This window comes from Microbacterium sp. B19 (assembly GCF_000333395.1).
In the GTDB taxonomy this organism is placed as follows: Bacteria; Actinomycetota; Actinomycetes; order Actinomycetales; family Microbacteriaceae; genus Microbacterium.
Genome location: NZ_BADA01000377.1, coordinates 1 through 16,404 on the forward strand (window position 1 = coordinate 1; position 16,404 = coordinate 16,404).

Annotated in this window: 16 protein-coding genes; 5 read left to right on the forward strand and 11 right to left on the reverse strand. The window is 69.9% G+C overall.

The window, feature by feature from the left end:
* Positions 1-103: 103 nt before the first annotated feature.
* Complete coding sequence (locus I5G_RS26545) at positions 104-238, forward strand: hypothetical protein (RefSeq protein WP_022879511.1); 135 nt, start codon at positions 104-106, stop codon at positions 236-238.
* Positions 239-384: 146 nt separating this feature from the next.
* On the opposite strand, the gene I5G_RS13410 is transcribed toward I5G_RS26545, so the two are convergent.
* Positions 385-957: an NADPH-dependent FMN reductase gene (locus tag I5G_RS13410; RefSeq protein ID WP_022879512.1), complete on the reverse strand. Its 573-nt coding sequence runs from the start codon at positions 955-957 to the stop codon at positions 385-387.
* A 146-nt stretch (positions 958-1,103) separates the two neighbouring features.
* Here I5G_RS13410 and I5G_RS13415 point away from each other — a divergent pair, with 146 nt between their 5' ends.
* From I5G_RS13415 to I5G_RS13430, 4 genes are all read left to right on the forward strand, one after another.
* Positions 1,104-2,375: a sensor histidine kinase gene (locus I5G_RS13415; protein WP_022879513.1), complete on the forward strand. Its 1,272-nt coding sequence runs from the start codon at positions 1,104-1,106 to the stop codon at positions 2,373-2,375.
* The gene (locus tag I5G_RS13420; RefSeq protein WP_022879514.1) at positions 2,368-3,039 is read left to right on the forward strand and encodes a response regulator transcription factor; all 672 of its coding nucleotides are present in this window, start codon (positions 2,368-2,370) and stop codon (positions 3,037-3,039) included. Before I5G_RS13415 ends, I5G_RS13420 begins: the two co-directional genes overlap by 8 nt.
* 117 nt (positions 3,040-3,156) lie before the next feature.
* Positions 3,157-4,041: an ABC transporter ATP-binding protein gene (locus tag I5G_RS13425; protein ID WP_022879515.1), complete on the forward strand. Its 885-nt coding sequence runs from the start codon at positions 3,157-3,159 to the stop codon at positions 4,039-4,041.
* A complete protein-coding gene (locus I5G_RS13430; protein WP_022879516.1) occupies positions 4,038-5,153 on the forward strand; it encodes an ABC transporter permease in 1,116 nt (371 codons plus the stop codon). Before I5G_RS13425 ends, I5G_RS13430 begins: the two co-directional genes overlap by 4 nt.
* Positions 5,154-5,214: 61 nt before the next feature.
* Here I5G_RS13430 and I5G_RS13435 read toward each other — a convergent pair whose 3' ends face one another.
* From I5G_RS13435 to I5G_RS13480, 10 genes are all read right to left on the reverse strand, one after another.
* Positions 5,215-5,595 carry a VOC family protein gene (locus I5G_RS13435; protein WP_022879517.1) on the reverse strand — a complete coding sequence of 127 codons (381 nt, stop codon included), beginning with the start codon at positions 5,593-5,595 and terminating at the stop codon, positions 5,215-5,217.
* Between the two features lie 14 nt (positions 5,596-5,609).
* Complete coding sequence (locus I5G_RS13440; protein ID WP_022879518.1) at positions 5,610-6,275, reverse strand: hypothetical protein; 666 nt, start codon at positions 6,273-6,275, stop codon at positions 5,610-5,612.
* A gap of 264 nt (positions 6,276-6,539) precedes the next feature.
* The gene (locus tag I5G_RS22490) at positions 6,540-7,934 is read right to left on the reverse strand and encodes a glycoside hydrolase family 32 protein (protein ID WP_022879519.1); all 1,395 of its coding nucleotides are present in this window, start codon (positions 7,932-7,934) and stop codon (positions 6,540-6,542) included.
* A complete protein-coding gene (locus I5G_RS13450) occupies positions 7,931-8,920 on the reverse strand; it encodes a LacI family DNA-binding transcriptional regulator (RefSeq protein WP_022879520.1) in 990 nt (329 codons plus the stop codon). The genes I5G_RS22490 and I5G_RS13450 overlap by 4 nt, the downstream gene beginning before the upstream one ends.
* A gap of 16 nt (positions 8,921-8,936) precedes the next feature.
* Positions 8,937-9,848: a carbohydrate ABC transporter permease gene (locus I5G_RS13455; protein ID WP_022879521.1), complete on the reverse strand. Its 912-nt coding sequence runs from the start codon at positions 9,846-9,848 to the stop codon at positions 8,937-8,939.
* Positions 9,848-10,726 (reverse strand): carbohydrate ABC transporter permease, encoded by an 879-nt coding sequence (locus I5G_RS13460; protein WP_026095925.1) that lies wholly within the window; start codon positions 10,724-10,726, stop codon positions 9,848-9,850. The genes I5G_RS13455 and I5G_RS13460 overlap by 1 nt, the downstream gene beginning before the upstream one ends.
* A gap of 73 nt (positions 10,727-10,799) precedes the next feature.
* Complete coding sequence (locus I5G_RS13465; RefSeq protein ID WP_022879523.1) at positions 10,800-12,137, reverse strand: ABC transporter substrate-binding protein; 1,338 nt, start codon at positions 12,135-12,137, stop codon at positions 10,800-10,802.
* A 50-nt stretch (positions 12,138-12,187) separates the two neighbouring features.
* Positions 12,188-13,654 carry a glycoside hydrolase family 32 protein gene (locus I5G_RS22495; RefSeq protein WP_022879524.1) on the reverse strand — a complete coding sequence of 489 codons (1,467 nt, stop codon included), beginning with the start codon at positions 13,652-13,654 and terminating at the stop codon, positions 12,188-12,190.
* A 253-nt stretch (positions 13,655-13,907) separates the two neighbouring features.
* On the reverse strand, positions 13,908-14,591 hold the full coding sequence (locus I5G_RS13475) for a hypothetical protein (protein ID WP_022879525.1): 684 nt from the start codon (positions 14,589-14,591) through the stop codon (positions 13,908-13,910).
* A 27-nt stretch (positions 14,592-14,618) separates the two neighbouring features.
* Positions 14,619-16,388: a glycoside hydrolase family 15 protein gene (locus I5G_RS13480; protein ID WP_022879526.1), complete on the reverse strand. Its 1,770-nt coding sequence runs from the start codon at positions 16,386-16,388 to the stop codon at positions 14,619-14,621.
* Between the last annotated feature and the right edge of the window lie 16 nt (positions 16,389-16,404).

Sequence of the window (16,404 nt, forward strand, 5' to 3'; positions counted from 1 at the left end):
GCACGTTTCCGTTCTGCTGAAGTGCCCTACCACGGGCGTCGAGGGGGAGTCGAGCTGAGGTCGACTCAGCGGGTGCGAAGGGGGAGGACGAAACCGACCGTCCGTGCGCGGCGAACTGCTCGCGCGCCTGGGCCGCGTCGAGGACGCCCGCGCGCAGCTGCTCGAGGCCGCGGGCCTCACCCGCAACGCCCGCGAGGCGGCGCTGCTGCGCCGGAAGGCGCAGGCGCTGGGCGGCTGAGGCTGCGCGGGGCGACGCGCGCAAACGTCGCAGATTTCCCCGTTCTTCGCAGGATTCGGCCGGAAATCTGCGAAGAACCGCCGAATCTGCGAACTTTGCGCGCGACGTCGGGGCCGGAGCCAAGCCCGACCCCGACGTGCGGAGCGTCAGACCGCCGGAACCGCCGCGGGAGCCGTGCGCTCGACGAGCGTCACGAGCGCCTCGATGATCGAGCGGAGGAACGCTGCCGTGCCCTCGTCGTTGACGGTGCCGTCCTCGCCGAACAGGCCGGGCGTCGACTGGATGTAGCCCTCGGGCTGTCCGAGCACGAGCGCGTTGTAGTGCAGGAGGACCGAGCGCAGGTGCTGCTGACCGGCGGCGGTGGCGATACCGCCCTGGGAAGTGCCGACGACCGCGGTGGGCTTGTCGTTGAAGGACGCCTCACCGTAGGGACGCGCCGACCAGTCCAGCGCGTTCTTCAGCACACCGGGGATGGAGCGGCTGTACTCGGGGGTCACGATGATGACGCCGTCGGCATCCTCGATCGCGTTCTTGAAGTCCGTCGCGACCGGCGGGAAGTTCCCGTCGTAGTCGGGCGAATAGAACGGGAGGTCCTTGATCGGGATCTCCTTCAGCGTCACGCCCTCGGGCGCGACCTTCTCGAGGGCTTTCGCCAGGCGGCGATTGATCGAGGTGCTGGAGATGCTTCCGACGATGTAGCCGATGGTGTGGTCGGTCACGATGATCCTTCCTGGGATGACGGAGACGCGGGGGCGCCCGTATGCATTCCCGTGCAACTGTTGCGTTCCGCGGCCTGTTCCCCGCGGGGGTTGACTCCGTCCGAAGGGGGATGCCGAGTGTCGGGGGTCCCCCCTACCGTGGAGGGATGCCGAACCTCACGCGCGCGCAGTGGCGCAGCGACGTCGTCCTCGCGGCGGTGCTGTTCGTCGGGGGGCTCCTGAGCGCGGTGCTGTCCGCGGTCGCGGGGATCTACGGCGACCAGCAGGCCGAGTTCATCCTCGCGGTCGTGTACGTCACGGTGCTGGCCGTACCGCTCGCCTTCCGCCGGCTCTGGCCGTCGATCGTGACCGTGATCGTCTCGGTGGCGTACTTCGTCGCCGTCACGTTGCGCGTCCCGGAGGTGTACGCGGGCAACATCGCGATGTTCATCGCGATCTACACGGTCGGGGCGTGGTCGACGAACCGGCGCCGCGCCACGATCGTGCGGGTGGCCATCATCCTCGGCATGTTCGCGTGGCTGTTCGTCGTGATGTTCCAGGACGCCACGATGCCGGTCGACCAGGTGCCCGAGGGCTTCCCGTCGCGCACCGGAGCCTTCTCGCCCTTCGTCGCGGCGCAGTTGCTGACGCTGGGGATCAACGCCCTGTTCTTCGGCGGCGCGTACTTCTTCGGCGAGCGCTCGCACCAGCAGCGTCTGCAGCGCATCGCGCTCGAGGAGCGCACCGCCGAGCTCGAAGCCGAGCGCGAGATCACGGCGGCCCAGGCGGTCGCGCTCGACCGCGTGCGGATCGCGCGCGAACTGCACGACGTCGTCGCGCACCACGTCTCGCTCATGGGCGTGCAGGCGGGTGTCGCCCGTTCCGTGCTCGAGCGCGACCCCGACACCTCGCGGCGCGTGCTGAGCGGCATCGAGGAATCCGCGCGGACGTCGCTGAAAGAGCTGCGGCAGCTGCTCGAGACCCTCCGGACCCCGGATGCCACCCACGGCGAGGAGCCGAGCACCGACACCGCTCCGACGACGCACGGTCTGGCATCCCTCCCCTCCCTCGTCGCGGAGGCCTCGGCAGCGGGGCTTCCGACGACGTTCGCCGTGATCGGTGAGCCGGCGGTCGAGCCGCCGCCGCTCGTGCAGGTGAACCTGTTCCGGATCGCGCAGGAGGCGCTGACCAACGCCCGCCGGCACGCGGGGCCGGATGCCACGGCCGACGTGCGCGTCCGGTTCGACGACACGTCGGTCGAGCTCGAGGTGACCAACACCGGCCGGCGCGGGTCGGCGACCCCGGGGCTCGGGCAGCTCGGGATGCGGGAGCGCGCGGCGGTGTCGGGCGGCAGCATCGAGATGGGTCCGCGTTCCCGCGGCGGGTACCTCGTGCGGGTGCGCGTGCCCCTCGTCGAGAGCGAGGTCGTGCATGCCTGACCTGCGCGTGCTGCTCGTCGACGACCACGCGATGATGCGGGCGGGGTTCCGCACGATCCTGTCGCTCGAGCACGACATCGAGGTGGTCGGCGAAGCCGGCACGGGTGTCGAGGCGATCGCCGCGGCCGCGCGCCTGCGGCCCGACGTGATCTGCATGGACGTGCAGATGCCCGACATGGACGGCCTCGAGGCCACCCGACGCATCATCGCCGACCCGGAATCCGACGCGGCGGTGCTCATCGTGACGACGTTCGACCGCGACGACTACCTCTTCGACGCGCTGGGGGCGGGGGCGAGCGGGTTCCTGCTCAAGAACGCCGGACCCGAAGAGCTCGTAGGCGCGGTGCGGGTGGTCGGCGCGGGCGATGCCCTCCTCGCGCCCGAGGTGACGCGCCGCGTCATCGCGCGGTTCGCCGGGCACTCCGGCGATGTCGTCCCGCCGTCGCCCGCGGTGGAGCCGCTCGTCCTCGCGGAGCCCCTCACCGACCGCGAGGCCGAGGTGCTGAGGCTCGTCGCCGAGGCCTTGAGCAACGCCGAGATCGCCGCGCGGCTCTTCATCGGCGAGGCCACGGTCAAGACCCACGTGTCGAACGTGCTGCAGAAGCTCGGCGCGCGCGACCGCGTCCAGGCCGTGGTGCTCGCCCACCGCCACGGCCTGACCTGACGCCCCGCGTGGCGCCGAGCTCCCCCGCGCGGTGGAGTCCCGGAACCCTCCCCCGGACGGATGCCACGCCCCACCCTCGTCCGTAGCGTGGATGCCATCACCAGAAAGGGGTGGAGCGTGCTCGAACTGGACGGCATCACCAAGAGCTACGGCGGTCGCCGCGTGCTCGACGACGTGAGTTTCACCGTGGCTCCGGGACGACTGACGGGCTTCGTCGGCGGCAACGGCGCGGGGAAGACCACGACCATGCGCATCGCACTCGGCGTCCTCGGCAAGGACGCGGGCACGGTCGCGCTCGACGGCACGCCGCTCACGGCGGCCGACCGGCGGCGCTTCGGCTACATGCCCGAGGAGCGCGGCCTCTATCCGAAGATGAAGGTCGTCGAACACATCGCGTACCTGGCCCGGCTGCACGGTTTCAGCAAGGCCGAGGCCACCGCGAAGGCGACGGCGCTGCTTCGGCGGCTCGGTCTCGGCGAACGCCTGAACGACCTGGTCGAGACGCTGTCGCTCGGCAACCAGCAGCGCGCGCAGATCGCCGCGTCGCTCGTGCACGAGCCCGATGTCCTGATCCTCGACGAGCCGTTCTCGGGCCTCGACCCGCTCGCGGTCGACGTCGTCGCCGGCGTGCTGCAGGAGAAGGCGGCGACGGGCACCGCGGTGCTGTTCTCCTCGCACCAGCTCGACGTCGTCGAACGACTGTGCGACGACCTGGTGATCATCGCCGCCGGCACGATCCGCGCGGCCGGCAGCCGCGAGGACCTCCGCGCGCAGCACGCGACGCACCGGTACGAACTGCTCTCGGGCGGCGACGCGGGTTGGCTCCGCGATCAGCCCGGCATCACGGTGGTCGACTTCGACGGCGGGTACGCCGTGTTCGACGCCGCCGATGACACTGCGGCCCAGGCCGTACTGCGCGCGGCTGTCGCTCGCGGCGACGTGGCGAGCTTCGCGCCGCAGCGACCCACCCTCGCCGACATCTTCAAGGAGGTCATCCAGTGAGCACCGCAACGACGCCGCGCCCCGCCCCGAGCGAGCTCCAGAGCGTGTGGCTCGTGGCCGAGCGCGAGATCGGCTCGAAGCTGCGCAGCAAGGCCTTCGTGATCTCGACGGCGATCCTCGTCGTCGCGGCTCTCGCGTCGGTGCTGTGGGGCGGTTTCGCCGCCCGCGACGCCGGAGGCAGTGGCATCCCGGTCGCTGTCACGAACCAGACGCAGACCGCCCTGTCGGGGGTCGAGGGCGTGGACGCGACGGTCGCCGACTCGGATGACGCGGCGCGTGCGCTCGTCGAGAACGGGACCGTGGATGCCGCCCTGGTGTCCGGATCGTCGAACCCCGCGTTCGACTACACCGTCGTGGTGAAGGACTCGGTTCCGCCCGCGCTCCTGCAGATGCTGAGCGAGACCCCGGAGGTCGAGACGATCGAGCCCGGTGCGGGTGCCGCCGACGCGCTCCGCTACTTCATCGCGCTCGGCTTCGGCATCGTCTTCCTCATCGCCGCGAGCACGTTCGGCGGCACGATCGCGCAGAGCGTCGTCGAGGAGAAGCAGACGCGGGTCGTGGAGATCCTGATCTCCGCCATCCCCGTTCGGGCGCTGCTGGCGGGCAAGGTGCTGGGCAACACGGTCCTCGCGATGGCCCAGATCGTGCTGCTGGCGGCGGTCGCAGTGATCGGCCTCGCGGTCACGGACCAGGTCGGGGTGCTGGGCGCCCTGGGCGCACCGATCGCCTGGTTCGCGATCTTCTTCCTCTTCGGATTCGTGCTGCTGGCGTCGCTGTTCGCCGCCGCGGCCGCGATGGTCTCGCGTCAGGAAGACATCGGCGCGACCACCACGCCGATCACCATGCTCATCATGGCGCCGTACTTCCTCGTGATCTTCTTCAACGACAACCCCGTCGTGCTGACGATCATGTCGTACGTGCCGTTCTCGGCGCCCGTCGGGATGCCGCTGCGCCTCTACCTCGGCGACGCCCAGTGGTGGGAGCCCGTGCTCTCGCTGCTGATCCTCATGGCATCCTGCGTCGGAGCGATCGCCGTCGCCGCCCGGATCTACCAGAACTCCCTGCTGCGCATGGGGGCCCGCGTCAAGCTGGCAGAAGCGCTGCGGGGCTGACCGGCTCGGGCCCGGTCACCGGCGGGATGGATGCCATGGCTTCTGGCATCCATCCCGCTTCTCATTCCTCGAGGACCGCGAGGACGTTGCCGGCCGGGTCGCGGAACCACGCGATCAGCGGGCCGCCCTCGCGCATGATGCCGCGCGAGTCGGTGGGGAAGTCGGCGTCGTCGTAGATCTTCGTCTCGACGCCGCGCGAGCGCAGGTCGTCGACGGCGGCCTCGACGTCGGAGACCGGGAAGTTCAGCACCGTGAACGACGCCGGGACGTGGTGCGGCTTGCCGTACACGAGGACGATCCCCCCGGATGCCAGGTGGAGGCGGAGGAACCCGGATCCCTCGAGCACCTCTACACGAAGGCCGAGGGTGTCGGCGTAGAAGCGGTGGGCGGCGTCGAGGTCGTCGACGGCGAATCCGGAGAACGCCCCTTCGGAGTGGAACATGGTCGTGCCCTTCTCTAGTTCTGCCTCACATAGGCCGTGACGCTCTCGGACAGCCGGACGGGAGTCCCCGCGACGGCGTCGTCGGCCGGGTCGCCGATGGCGACGGTGAGCTTCTCGTCCACGCCGAACACCGCGGCCCCGGGCCGGCCGCCGCTCGCGCACCCCGCCGACCAGGGCCGGTTCTCGGTGGAGGTGAAGACCGCGATGCATTCCCCGTCGCCGTCGTCGGGGACGGCGAGGTAGATGCGGAAGTCGCGGATCGTTGCGATGTAGCGGATGCTCGCCGGGTCGATGCCGCTGTCGGACAGGATGTCGCCGGAGATGACGTCCTCCGCGGTCTGCGCGAACGCGAGCTCGGGAAGGGCCGGTGCCGTCGCGTCGGCGGGAGCGGGCTGAGTGGCCGCGGCGAAGCCGATCGCGGCCCCGAGGCCGACCAGGGCGACCGCGGCGAGCGCGGTGAGGAGGCCACGGGTGACGGGACGGGGCCTGTGCGGGGTGGCATCCACCGGCTGGTCGGGCGCGGGTGGCGTGGGTGGTGCGGGCGCGTCCGGTTCGGGCTCCGCGCGCATCTGATCCTCGAGCGTGCTGAGCCGGGCGATCTCGTCGGCGGTGGGCGCAGTCCCCCGCCCGCCGTACACGCGCTCGCGCAGCTGCGCCAGCTCGACGTCCTCGTCGCTCATGCCTCGACTCTAGGTGCGCGGTGAGTGGGGCGGGGCTGTGGGCGCCGGGTCGGGCGGCGCCGGCTCAGCGATCTGCACAAGCTCAGTGGAATCCGGCCCGATCGGACTGAGGGTGCGCGGATCGCTGAGGTTGCGCGGCACGCGCGGGAGAGCCCGGCACCGACTCAGCGATCTGGCCCCGGCTTCTGCGCCCTGCAACAGCGCGCGGCGGGGATCTCGAATGACATACCGTCCGCCGGGGCCCGGCGGTGAGACGGAGTCGGATCAGACGGTCGCCGGAACCGCCCGACCCTTCTGGACGACGCCGTCGGAGACGACGAGGCGCACCCCGGGAGCACCCGCCCCGGTCGGAACGTGCGTCGAGGCGGTCACCGGGCCTGAACCGAGGGTCACGAGGTGCGAGAGCACGGTCGCGCCGTCGTCGGCGAAGATCTCGAGGAGGGGTCCGTCGAGGATCGCGGTGAGGACGCCGGTGCGGCCGTCGAGAAGCGGGGCGACCCGGGTGCCCGCGAAGTCGGGATGCAGGGATCGGGCAACCGTTCCGTCCCTCGACACGGACAGGGTGCCGGCGGCGGGGTCATGGACGATTTCGACCGTGGCATCCCCCTCCCCCTCCAGGGTCAGTCGCAGGGACCCGGTCACCGCCGGGTCCCACCGGACGTCCACGAGGACGTGCGGCTCGACCGTGACCGGAGCCTCGACCGCGTCCGCACGATCGTCGCGGAGGTCGACGGACGGTCGCTGCACGAGACGCAGCTCCCCGCCAACGTCACGGAGTCCGAGGGTGCGCGGGATCGACATCGCGCCCCGCCACGGCGACGTCGGGACGACGTGGGCGTAGCGCCAGTTGCTCATCCAGGCGAGCATGACCGCCGCTCCGTCAGGCGCATCGTGGAAGGTCACGCCCGCGTACAGGTCTCGACCGTGATCGAGGGGCACGAGGGCGTCGTGATCCGCGCGGAACGCACCGTCGATCAGGTCGCCGACCACGTAGTGCATCGCGGAACCGGCGGGGTCGGGATCCTCCCCGACGGGATTCGTGCTCAGCAGCAGCACCCAACGCCGACTGCCGGGCCGCCCTTCCACAGGGAGGTGAACGAGGTCGGGGCACTCCCACACCACGCCGTCCACACCGATCGGGCCGAAGGATCCGGACTCCCGCCACGAGAGCAGGTCGTCGGAGGTGAAGAACACCACGCGCCGCTCGACCGCTTCGACGGTCAGCATCAGCCAACCGCCGTGCGGGAGCCGCACCACCTTGGGGTCGCGGAAGTCGGAACTCCCCCGGTCGATCACCGGGTTGTCGGCATCCGGGATCCAGGTCTCGCCGCCGTCGACGCTCGTCGCACGGGACTGCGCCTGGATGCCGTGGGAGTAGGCACTCGTGTAGAACGCCGTGAGCGTTCCGTCGGCGTCGATGACGGTCGAACCCGAGTAGATCTGCTCCCCGGGTCGATGCGGCAGGGCAACGGGATGTTCTTCCCACTGCAGGAGGTCGCGGCTGGACGCGTGTCCCCAGCTCATGTTGCCCCAGTCGTTCCCCTCGGGGTTGTACTGGAAGAAGGCGTGCCAGCGATCGTCGACGAAGACCAGACCGTTGGGGTCGTTCATCCAATTGCGGGCGGGGGCCAGGTGGAACCGCGGCCGGGGAAGGTTCACAGCGACTCCCGGGGAACGGAGGGGCAGGAGACCAGCTGGCGAGCGCCCACGGCCGGGGCATCGAGTCCGAGGAGCGTCCGCACGCCGGCCGCGCCGAGCTCGTAGTGCGGCAGCGCGACGGTCGACAGGGGCGGTCGGAGATGCGCCGCGATGACGTCCTGGTTGTCGAAGCCCATGACCGCCATGTCGTCGGGGATGCGCAGGCCGCGTTCACGGAGCCCGTCGTACAACCCCATCGCGACCCGGTCGTTGTGGCAGAAGACCCCGGTGGCGCCGGAGGCGAGCACGCCGTCGACCGCCGCGTATCCGCCCTCCTGGTCGGGAGCGGTCTCGAAGGCGAGCCCGGCGTCGAAGGCGATTCCGGCCTCCTCCAGTGCCGACCGGTAGCCGGCGAGCCGTCCGTCCCGGGCCGGCGAGGGCGTCGTGGTGTTCAGGAAGGCGATGCGGCGATGCCCGGCCGCGAGCAGTTCCTCGGTCGCCGTCCGACCGCCCTGCTCCTCGTCGGGGACCACCGCCGGGAACGAGTCGTCGCCGGCGAAGCAGTTCACCAGCACCGTCTCCGTGTGCTGCAGCGGCGGGGGGACCTCGATCTCGCGGTGGTACCAGGTGGAGTACAGGATGCCGCGCACCTGGTGCTCCAGCATCATCGCGATCGCATCGTTCTCGGCGGCGGCATTGCCCTCGGTGTTGGCCACGAGAAGGACGAAACCGTGACGCCACGCCTCGTCCTGGGCGCCGTGGATGATCTGTCCGGCGAAGGGCGTGGTGGCGATGGCATCCGCCACCAGACCGATGAAGCGGGAACTGCCCTCCGAGAGCGTCTTGGCGAGAGCGTTCGGACGGTAACCGAGCGCCGCGATCGCCTCGTGCACGCGACGCCGGGCATCCTCGCCGATGCGCGCGCCGGGCTTGTCGTTGACGACGTGCGACACCGTCGCGACCGAGACGCCGGCCGCCTTCGCGACATCGCGCATGGTGGTGGTCATGAGGGGATCCTCGTGTTCATCCCTTGGTGGCTCCGCTCTCGAGGCCGGCGATCATCGCCTTGTTCAGCACCAGGAAGACCAGCAGCAGTGGCGTCACCGTGACGCACACGGCGGCGAACGTCGCTGTCCAATCGGTGTTGCCCATCGCTCCGATGTAGTTTTGCAGGCCCAGCGGGATCGTCTTCAGTCCGTCGGACAGCACGAAGGTGTTCGCGAAGACGAAGTCGTTCCAGATGAAGATGCTGTTGACCAGCACGACGGTGATGATGGTGTTCACCGACAGCGGCGCCGTGATCTGCAGGAAGATCCGGTACGGACCGGCACCGTCGAGCGAGGCCGCCTCGTACAACTCTCGCGGGATGTACTCGTAGAACGACGAGAAGAGGTAGACGCCCATCGGAAGCGAGAACGCCGCCAGCGGCAGGATCATCGACAGGTGGGTGTCGAGCAACCCCACCTGCGAGTAGTCGATGAAGAGCGGGACGAGCGCGATCTGCACCGGCACGATGATCCCGAGCAGGAACAGCGCACGGACGAGCCCGCTGAAGCGGAACCCGAGCACCTGCAGGGCGTAGGCGGCCATCATCCCCGCCACGACGATGAGTGCGCTCGCGCCGAGGGTGACGATGAAGCTGTTGCCGATGTTCAGCGCGAGGTTGCCCGTCGCGAATGCACGCGCGTAATTGTCGAGCGTCCACTCCCGCGGAAGGGCGAACGGGTCGCCGCCCGCGAAGTCCGAGGCCGTACGGAAGCTGGTGAGGAAGAGCCACAGCAGCGGGTACACCTGCACGACGACGATCAGGATCACGGTGACCGTGAGAAGCGCGCGCTGGGCCCGCAGGCGCGGCGAGTGGTGCACCGGCCGGGGTTCGATCTCGGGATTCCGGGGGGCGGATGCCGCCGGCGCCGGGACGAGAGTCGCGGTCATCACGCGTCCTTTCGACGGAGGAGCAGGAAGATCAGCCCGACCGCGACGAGGCATTCCACCACGATGAAGACGGAGAGGGCGCTGGCATAGCCGTAGTCGGTGTGCACGAAGGCGGTCTTGTACATGTACGTCGTCAGGAGCTCGGATGCCTGCCCCGGACCGCCGTTCGTGAGGAGGTAGGGGATGTCGAATCCGCGCAGCGCGAAGGTGGTCGCCATCACGGTCGTGGTGATCCAGACGGGACGGATGTAGGGGAACCGGATGCGCCAGAACGTCTGCCACCACGAGGCGCCGTCCAGCCGGGCGGCCTCCTCGAGCTCCTTCGGCACGGCGATCAGCGCCGCGTAGATGATGAGCATGTAGAGGCCCGTGAAGCGCCACCCCTCGGGAATGGACACGGCGGCCAGCACGGTCTGGAGGTTCGACAACCACGCGGTCTGCAGCCCGTCGAGGCCGACGAAGGCGAGCAGCTGGTTGATCAGGCCCACCGGTTCGAGCGAGTAGATCCGGAGGAACAGGAACGCGATGGCCACCGTGGAGATCACGGCGGGGAGCAGGTACAGCGTCTTGACGAGCTCCCGTGCGCGCGGCAGCGCGGTGAGCAGACCCGCGACGGCCAGGGCTCCACCGAGTTGCAGGACGAGGCAGATGGCGAGGTAGCCGAGCGCATTGCCGAACGCGGTCCAGAAGACGTCGTCGCGGGTGAACATCTTCACGTAGTTGTCCAGGCCCACGAAGGTCAGACGGGTGATGCCGTCCCACGAGAAGAGGCTCAGCACGAGCGACTGCACGATCGGCAGCAGAACGGCGGCCCCGTACAGGAGCAGCGGAGGCACGAGGAAGACGGCGACGGCCAGGCCGGACCGGCGGGGAAGCATCGAGGTGCTCATGGGCCGCCGACGGGTGGGCCGGCCGGCCCCGGTCACCCGGGGCCGGCCGGACGTCAGGACGTCAGCCACCGACGTTCTCCTTCAAGGTGGCATCCATCGTCCCCACGAACTCGTCGGGCGTGATGTCGCCCTGAACCAGCAGGGTCAGCTCCTGCTGGAGACGCGTGTTCGTGGCGGGGTCCAGCTGCGTGTCCCACGGCATCGCGATCTTGGTGCCCACGTCGCCGGATTGGGCGATCGCCCGATCGTACAGAGGCGTCGCGTTGGACGGGATCGTGGTCTGGACATCGGTGGTCGGCGAGAGCGCGCCGGATGCGGCGACCTCAGCGGGGTAGCGCTCGAGCGCGAACTTCAGGAAGTCCCGGACCAGGGGGTCGTACGTGGCGGTGTTCACGGCCATCCCGATTCCCGACGGGGTGACGTATTCGTTGTCGGCCGTGGCCGCCCCGGGCAGCGTGGGGAGCGTGAAGTAGTCGACCTTGTCGCGGACGCCCGCGTCGAGCTTGTCCGTAGCCAGGTTCCCGAGTTCCCACGTGCCGATGTTGTACACGGCCGCCTTGCCGGACGTGAACTGCGCCTGCGCGTCGGCGTACCCGGTGGAGGAGAAGCCCTCCTGGAAGCAGCCGGCCTTACCCAGCCCGGACAGCCACTCGGCCGCGGCGAGGCCGGGGGCGTCCGAGAACTTCGCTTCGCCGGTCTTGAGCTTCTGCACGTACTCCGGGCCGACCTGGCGGAACGGGTAGTACGCCATGTACCGCTCGAGGGGCCATCCGTCGGCACCGTCCAGAGCGATCGGGGTGATGCCCTTCGCGCGGAGCGCCTGACACATCGGCGCGAAGTCGTCGAGAGTGGCCGGAACAGGGACTCCGGCCCGCGAGAGCAGATCACGGTTGTACCAGAAGAACTCGAGCTGGAACTCGAAGGGCACCATGTACAGCGAGCCGTCGTCGAAGCGCTGATAGCTCAGAGCGGCTTCGCGGTAGGTGTCGGCGAGGCCGAGGTCCTTCAGCAGCGCGTCCACGTCGATCATCCGACCCTGCTGCGCGAGCTTCTGCGCGAACGGGGTGGCATCCGTATCGAAGAGTTCGGGCAGTTTGTTGGCTGCGGCGAGCGTCTCGTACTTCTGGATGTAGCTGGGTCGGTCGGGCGTCGTGATGAGGTTGAGCGAGAAGCCCGGGTGGTCGGCGGCGTATTCGTCGGCGACCTTCTGCATCGCGGTGATGACGCCGCCATCCGCGGGGCGCGAGAGGAGCCACGAGATCTCGCGGGGCTTCACCTCGCCCTCGGGGTGGACGTCAGTCGGGTCCGTGCCGCCGCTGGAAGCGCCGCAGCCCGACAGGACGAGGGCGGTGGCGGCAGCGAGGGCGACCCAGGATGCCGTGCGCGTGAGGTTGACCATAGGAATCTCCGTTGATGTGTGGTTCGGGTGGTGGGAAGGAGGAGAGCGGATCAGGAGGACGCGACCAGGAGGTCGTCGTGCAGGGGGTCGGTCACGTCGGGGGTCCGCGCGTACACGTCGAGTTCGAGGACGGTGACGGTCCCCTCCCCGACGAAGGCGCCGACTGCTCCCTCGGTGCGGTCGTAGAGCCGTGTACTGAGGGTCACGGCACCGTCGACGGTCGCCACGCACAGGTCGTCGACGACGACGACGTCGAGCCGATGCCGGCCGGGCTCCAGGAGCACGGGCCGCTCGAGCTCGATGGCGAACGGGACGTCGCCCGAGATCTGCCACTGCTCACCGCCGGTGCGACGGCGCGGCCAGCGATCGAACACGAGGCGGCTGCGACGGGGTTCGAGGCGCAGCACGTAAGCCTCCCCACCGTCAGCGCTCGCCCGCAGCAACAGCCCGCACTCGGTGGTGTCCGGGGCGATGTCGAACTCCGCCTGCACCCGGAAGGAGGTGGGAGCCGTCGCGGGGAGAACGAGGTCGGAATATCCGTCGGGTGCGGACAGAACGGTCGCGGATGCCAGTCCTCCGGCGCCGCGATCGAAGGTCTCGAGCAGCTCGCGCGGAGGGTGGAAACGCAGCGTGCCGTCGGGATTCTGCTCCGCCTCCAGGACGGAGAGGGTACCGGCCCATTGCCAAGCGCCGTCGTCGGTGGAACCCTCTCGCGAGGAGATCCACCCGAAGAAGAAGCGGCGTCCGTCGCGCGCGGCCGATTTCGCCGCGTAGTACGCCCGCCCGTCGAGGGTGTCGTTCTCGGGCACGTTCCAGGGGCCGTTCAGGCTGCGCGAGACGCGATAGCGCGTGGTGAAGGACTCGCTGAACTCCGAGTAGACCAGGTACCACCACCCGTTCCATTCGAACACTTCCGGGCATTCGTGCGCGAGGTAACGCCGGGGGTCCCAGAACGGCTCGGCCGGCTCCCACGACCGGAGGTCGTACGAGACGCACTGCGCGATGACACCGCGGCGACGCTCGGGGCCGTGCGCGTGCCGGGCGGTCACGAGCATGCGCCACAACCCGGCTTCCTCGTCACGGAACACGAAGGGGTCGCGCCAATCGGCCGTCTCGTAACCCGCCGTGGCGCCGAACGTGTCTTCCGGGTGACGTTCCCAGGTACGCATGCCGTCCGTGCTCGTCGCATGAAGCACGAGCTGGAGGGGGAGTCCGTCGTTCCCGACGACGTCCGGATTCTGTCCGGTGTAGAAGACGTGGTGGATGCCGTCGACCACGACGACGCTCCCGGTGTAGACGTTGAAGTCGTCGGCATCCGGTCCCCCGGAGGCCAACGCCGGGCCGGTTTCGGTGAAGCTGACGAGGTCATCGGTGACGACCCGGTGCCACGGCATGCCGATCTTGGGCGTGCGACGGGACTCGTGGAGGTAGAAGAGGTGGAACGTGCCGTCCTCCTGCCACGGGATGACGTCACCGACCCAGGCTCCGGACGGTCGGAAGAACCCTCTTTGGTCCATGCGGATGACTCCTCGGCGAGACGCTGTCTCCGATGAACCCGGGGTGGTTAATCGGTTACGCAGACCATAGCAAGATGGGCCAGTGGTGGTCAACCGGTTAATCATGCCTCTTCGACGCGGCCGATCCGGGCTACACCGACGGGTTCGTGACGTCGCCTCAGGGATCCACACAAACTCAGTGGCATCCGGCCCGATCGGACTGACATTGCGCGGATCGCTGGGGGTGCGCGAATCGCTGAGCAAGCGCGCCGGCTCACTCCGTCAGGTACGCCGTCACCGACTCGGACAGCCGCACGGGCAGGCCGCGGATCGACACGCGGGACGGGTCGCCGAGGGCGATGCTGAGGCGCCGGTCGACACCGAACACCGCGCCGTCGTCGAGGGCACCACCGGCGGTGCATCCCGCGGACCACGGCTGGTCGTTGACCGCGATGAACGTCACGACGCACACGCCGTCTCCGCGCTCTCGCTCGGCGAGGAACACGCGGAACCCGCGCATCACGGCGATGTACCGGGTGCTCGCCGGGTCGATGCCGCTGTCCGCGATGATGCCCGACGAGATCTTGTCGTCGTCGGTCTGTGGGAACGCCAGTTCGGGATACGGGGATGCCATGGACGCCGACGGCGTGGGGGAGGCGGCGGCGAGCGAGGGCGACGCGGCGCCCGCGGCGTAGCCCGCCCCGATGAGCGCGGCCGCGGCGACGACCGCCACGATCACCGCGAGCGCGCGGGGGCGGTGCGGAGGGGCATCCACGATCGGTTCGGGAGCGGCGGGCTCGGCCGCGGTCGGCTCCGCGACCGACGTCGGGGCGCGGCCGGCGCGCAGCTCCTCCTCGAGGGCCGCGAGTCGCGCGATCTCGGCCTCGGTGGCCGGGCCTTCGGCTTCGCCGTAGACGCGCTCGCGCAGGTGGTTCAGCTCGACGTCATCGTCGCTCATGCCCCGACTCTAGAACCGCCACGGGGGTCAGGGGGCGGTTGCGCCCAGGGCATCCGAGGCGCCCACGAGCGCGAGGTGCGACAGCGCCTGCGGGGTGTTGCCGGCCTGCCGCTTTCCCTTCGGGTCGTACTCCTCGGAGAGGAGGCCGACGTCGTTGGCGACCGCGGTCAACCGGCGCATGAGGGCGACGGCGTCGTCGCGGCGGCCGGACCGCGCGTACTGCCCGACGAGCCAGAACGAGCACGCGAGGAACGGGTGCTCGTCCCCCGCGAGGCCGTCGACGCCCGTGGTGCGGTAGCGCAGCAGCCACCCGTCGGGCATGAGCGTCTGCTCCATCCGGGCGACGGTCGCGAGCATGCGCGGATCGTCGAACGCGCAGAAACCCACCTGCGGCAGGATCAGCAACGACGCGTCGACCTCGTCGGTGTCGGCGTGCTGCGTGAACCACCCGCCGGCGTGCACGCCGTGCGCGTCGATGTCGTCGCGCGCGCGATCGCGGAGCTGGCGCCACGTGTCGACCTCGCCGTCCAGCCCGTTCTGCTCGACGGCCCGGATGCCACGATCGAACGCCGCCCACACCATCGCGCGCGAGTGCGTGAAGAAGTGCGGATCGCCGCGCATCTCCCAGATGCCGTTATCAGGGCGGTCGAACCACTCCGCGAGCTGGTCGAGGAGGGCCCGCTGCAGCGCCCACGAGAACGACGTCTCCTCGACGCCCGCGTTTCGGGCGGCTTCGAGCGCGACCATCACCTCGCCGATGACGTCGGCCTGGTACTGATCCACCGCGCCGTTGCCGATGCGCACGGGCCGCGCGCCGTCGTACCCGGGGAGGCTCGTGATCTCGCGCTCGGGCAGGTCGCGCTCGCCCGCGATGCCGTACATGATCTGCACGTCGGCCGGGTCGCCGGCGATCGCGCGCAGCAGCCACGTGCGCCACCGGTGCGCGGCGTCGAGGTAGCCGTGGTCGATGTACGCGACGAGGGTGAGGGCGGCGTCGCGGAGCCACACGTAGCGGTAGTCCCAGTTACGTTCGCCGCCGAACGACTCGGGCAGCGACGTCGTGGCCGCGGCCACGATGCCGCCGGTCTCGGCGTGCGTGAGTGCGCGGAGGACGAGGAGCGAGCGCGTCACGAGGTCGGCGTGCTCACCCGCCGCGTGCACGCGCCGCGCCCACGCGGCCCACCACTCGATGGTGCGTTTGAGGGTGGCATCCACGTCGATCGGGGCGGGCGCGGTCTGCCACGACGGTCCCCACGACAGCACGGAATCGACGCTCTCGCCCGCGACGGTGGTCCACAGCGCACGGTGCGCGGTGTCGACCGCGATCAGGCGCGGACCGCGCAGGATCACGGCATCCGGACCCGCGACCGCGAGGATCGCGTGCTCGTGCCCCTGTCCGACCTGCCGCACCCACGGCACCGCGCGGGCGTAGTCGAAGCGGAACCGCACCTCGCTGACGAAGTCCACCGCGCCCGAGATCCCGATCACGCGCCGGATGAGCGCCTCGACGCCCTCGTCGATCGGCATCGCATCGTGCACCTCGGCGACTCCGGTCGACGTCTCCCAGCGCGTGACCAGCACGAACGTGTCCGCGTCGTAGTGCCGGGTGACCGTGGCATCCGGATCCGTCGGACGCAACGACCACGCCCCGTGCGACTCGTCACCCAGCAGCGCACCGAACATCGACGCGCTGTCGTAGCGCGGCAGGCACAGCCAGTCGACGCTGCCCTCCCGGGAGACGAGGGCGGCGGATCGGCAGTTGCTGAGGACGGCGTAGTCCTCGATCGCGGTGCTCACCCTCGTGATTGTGGCA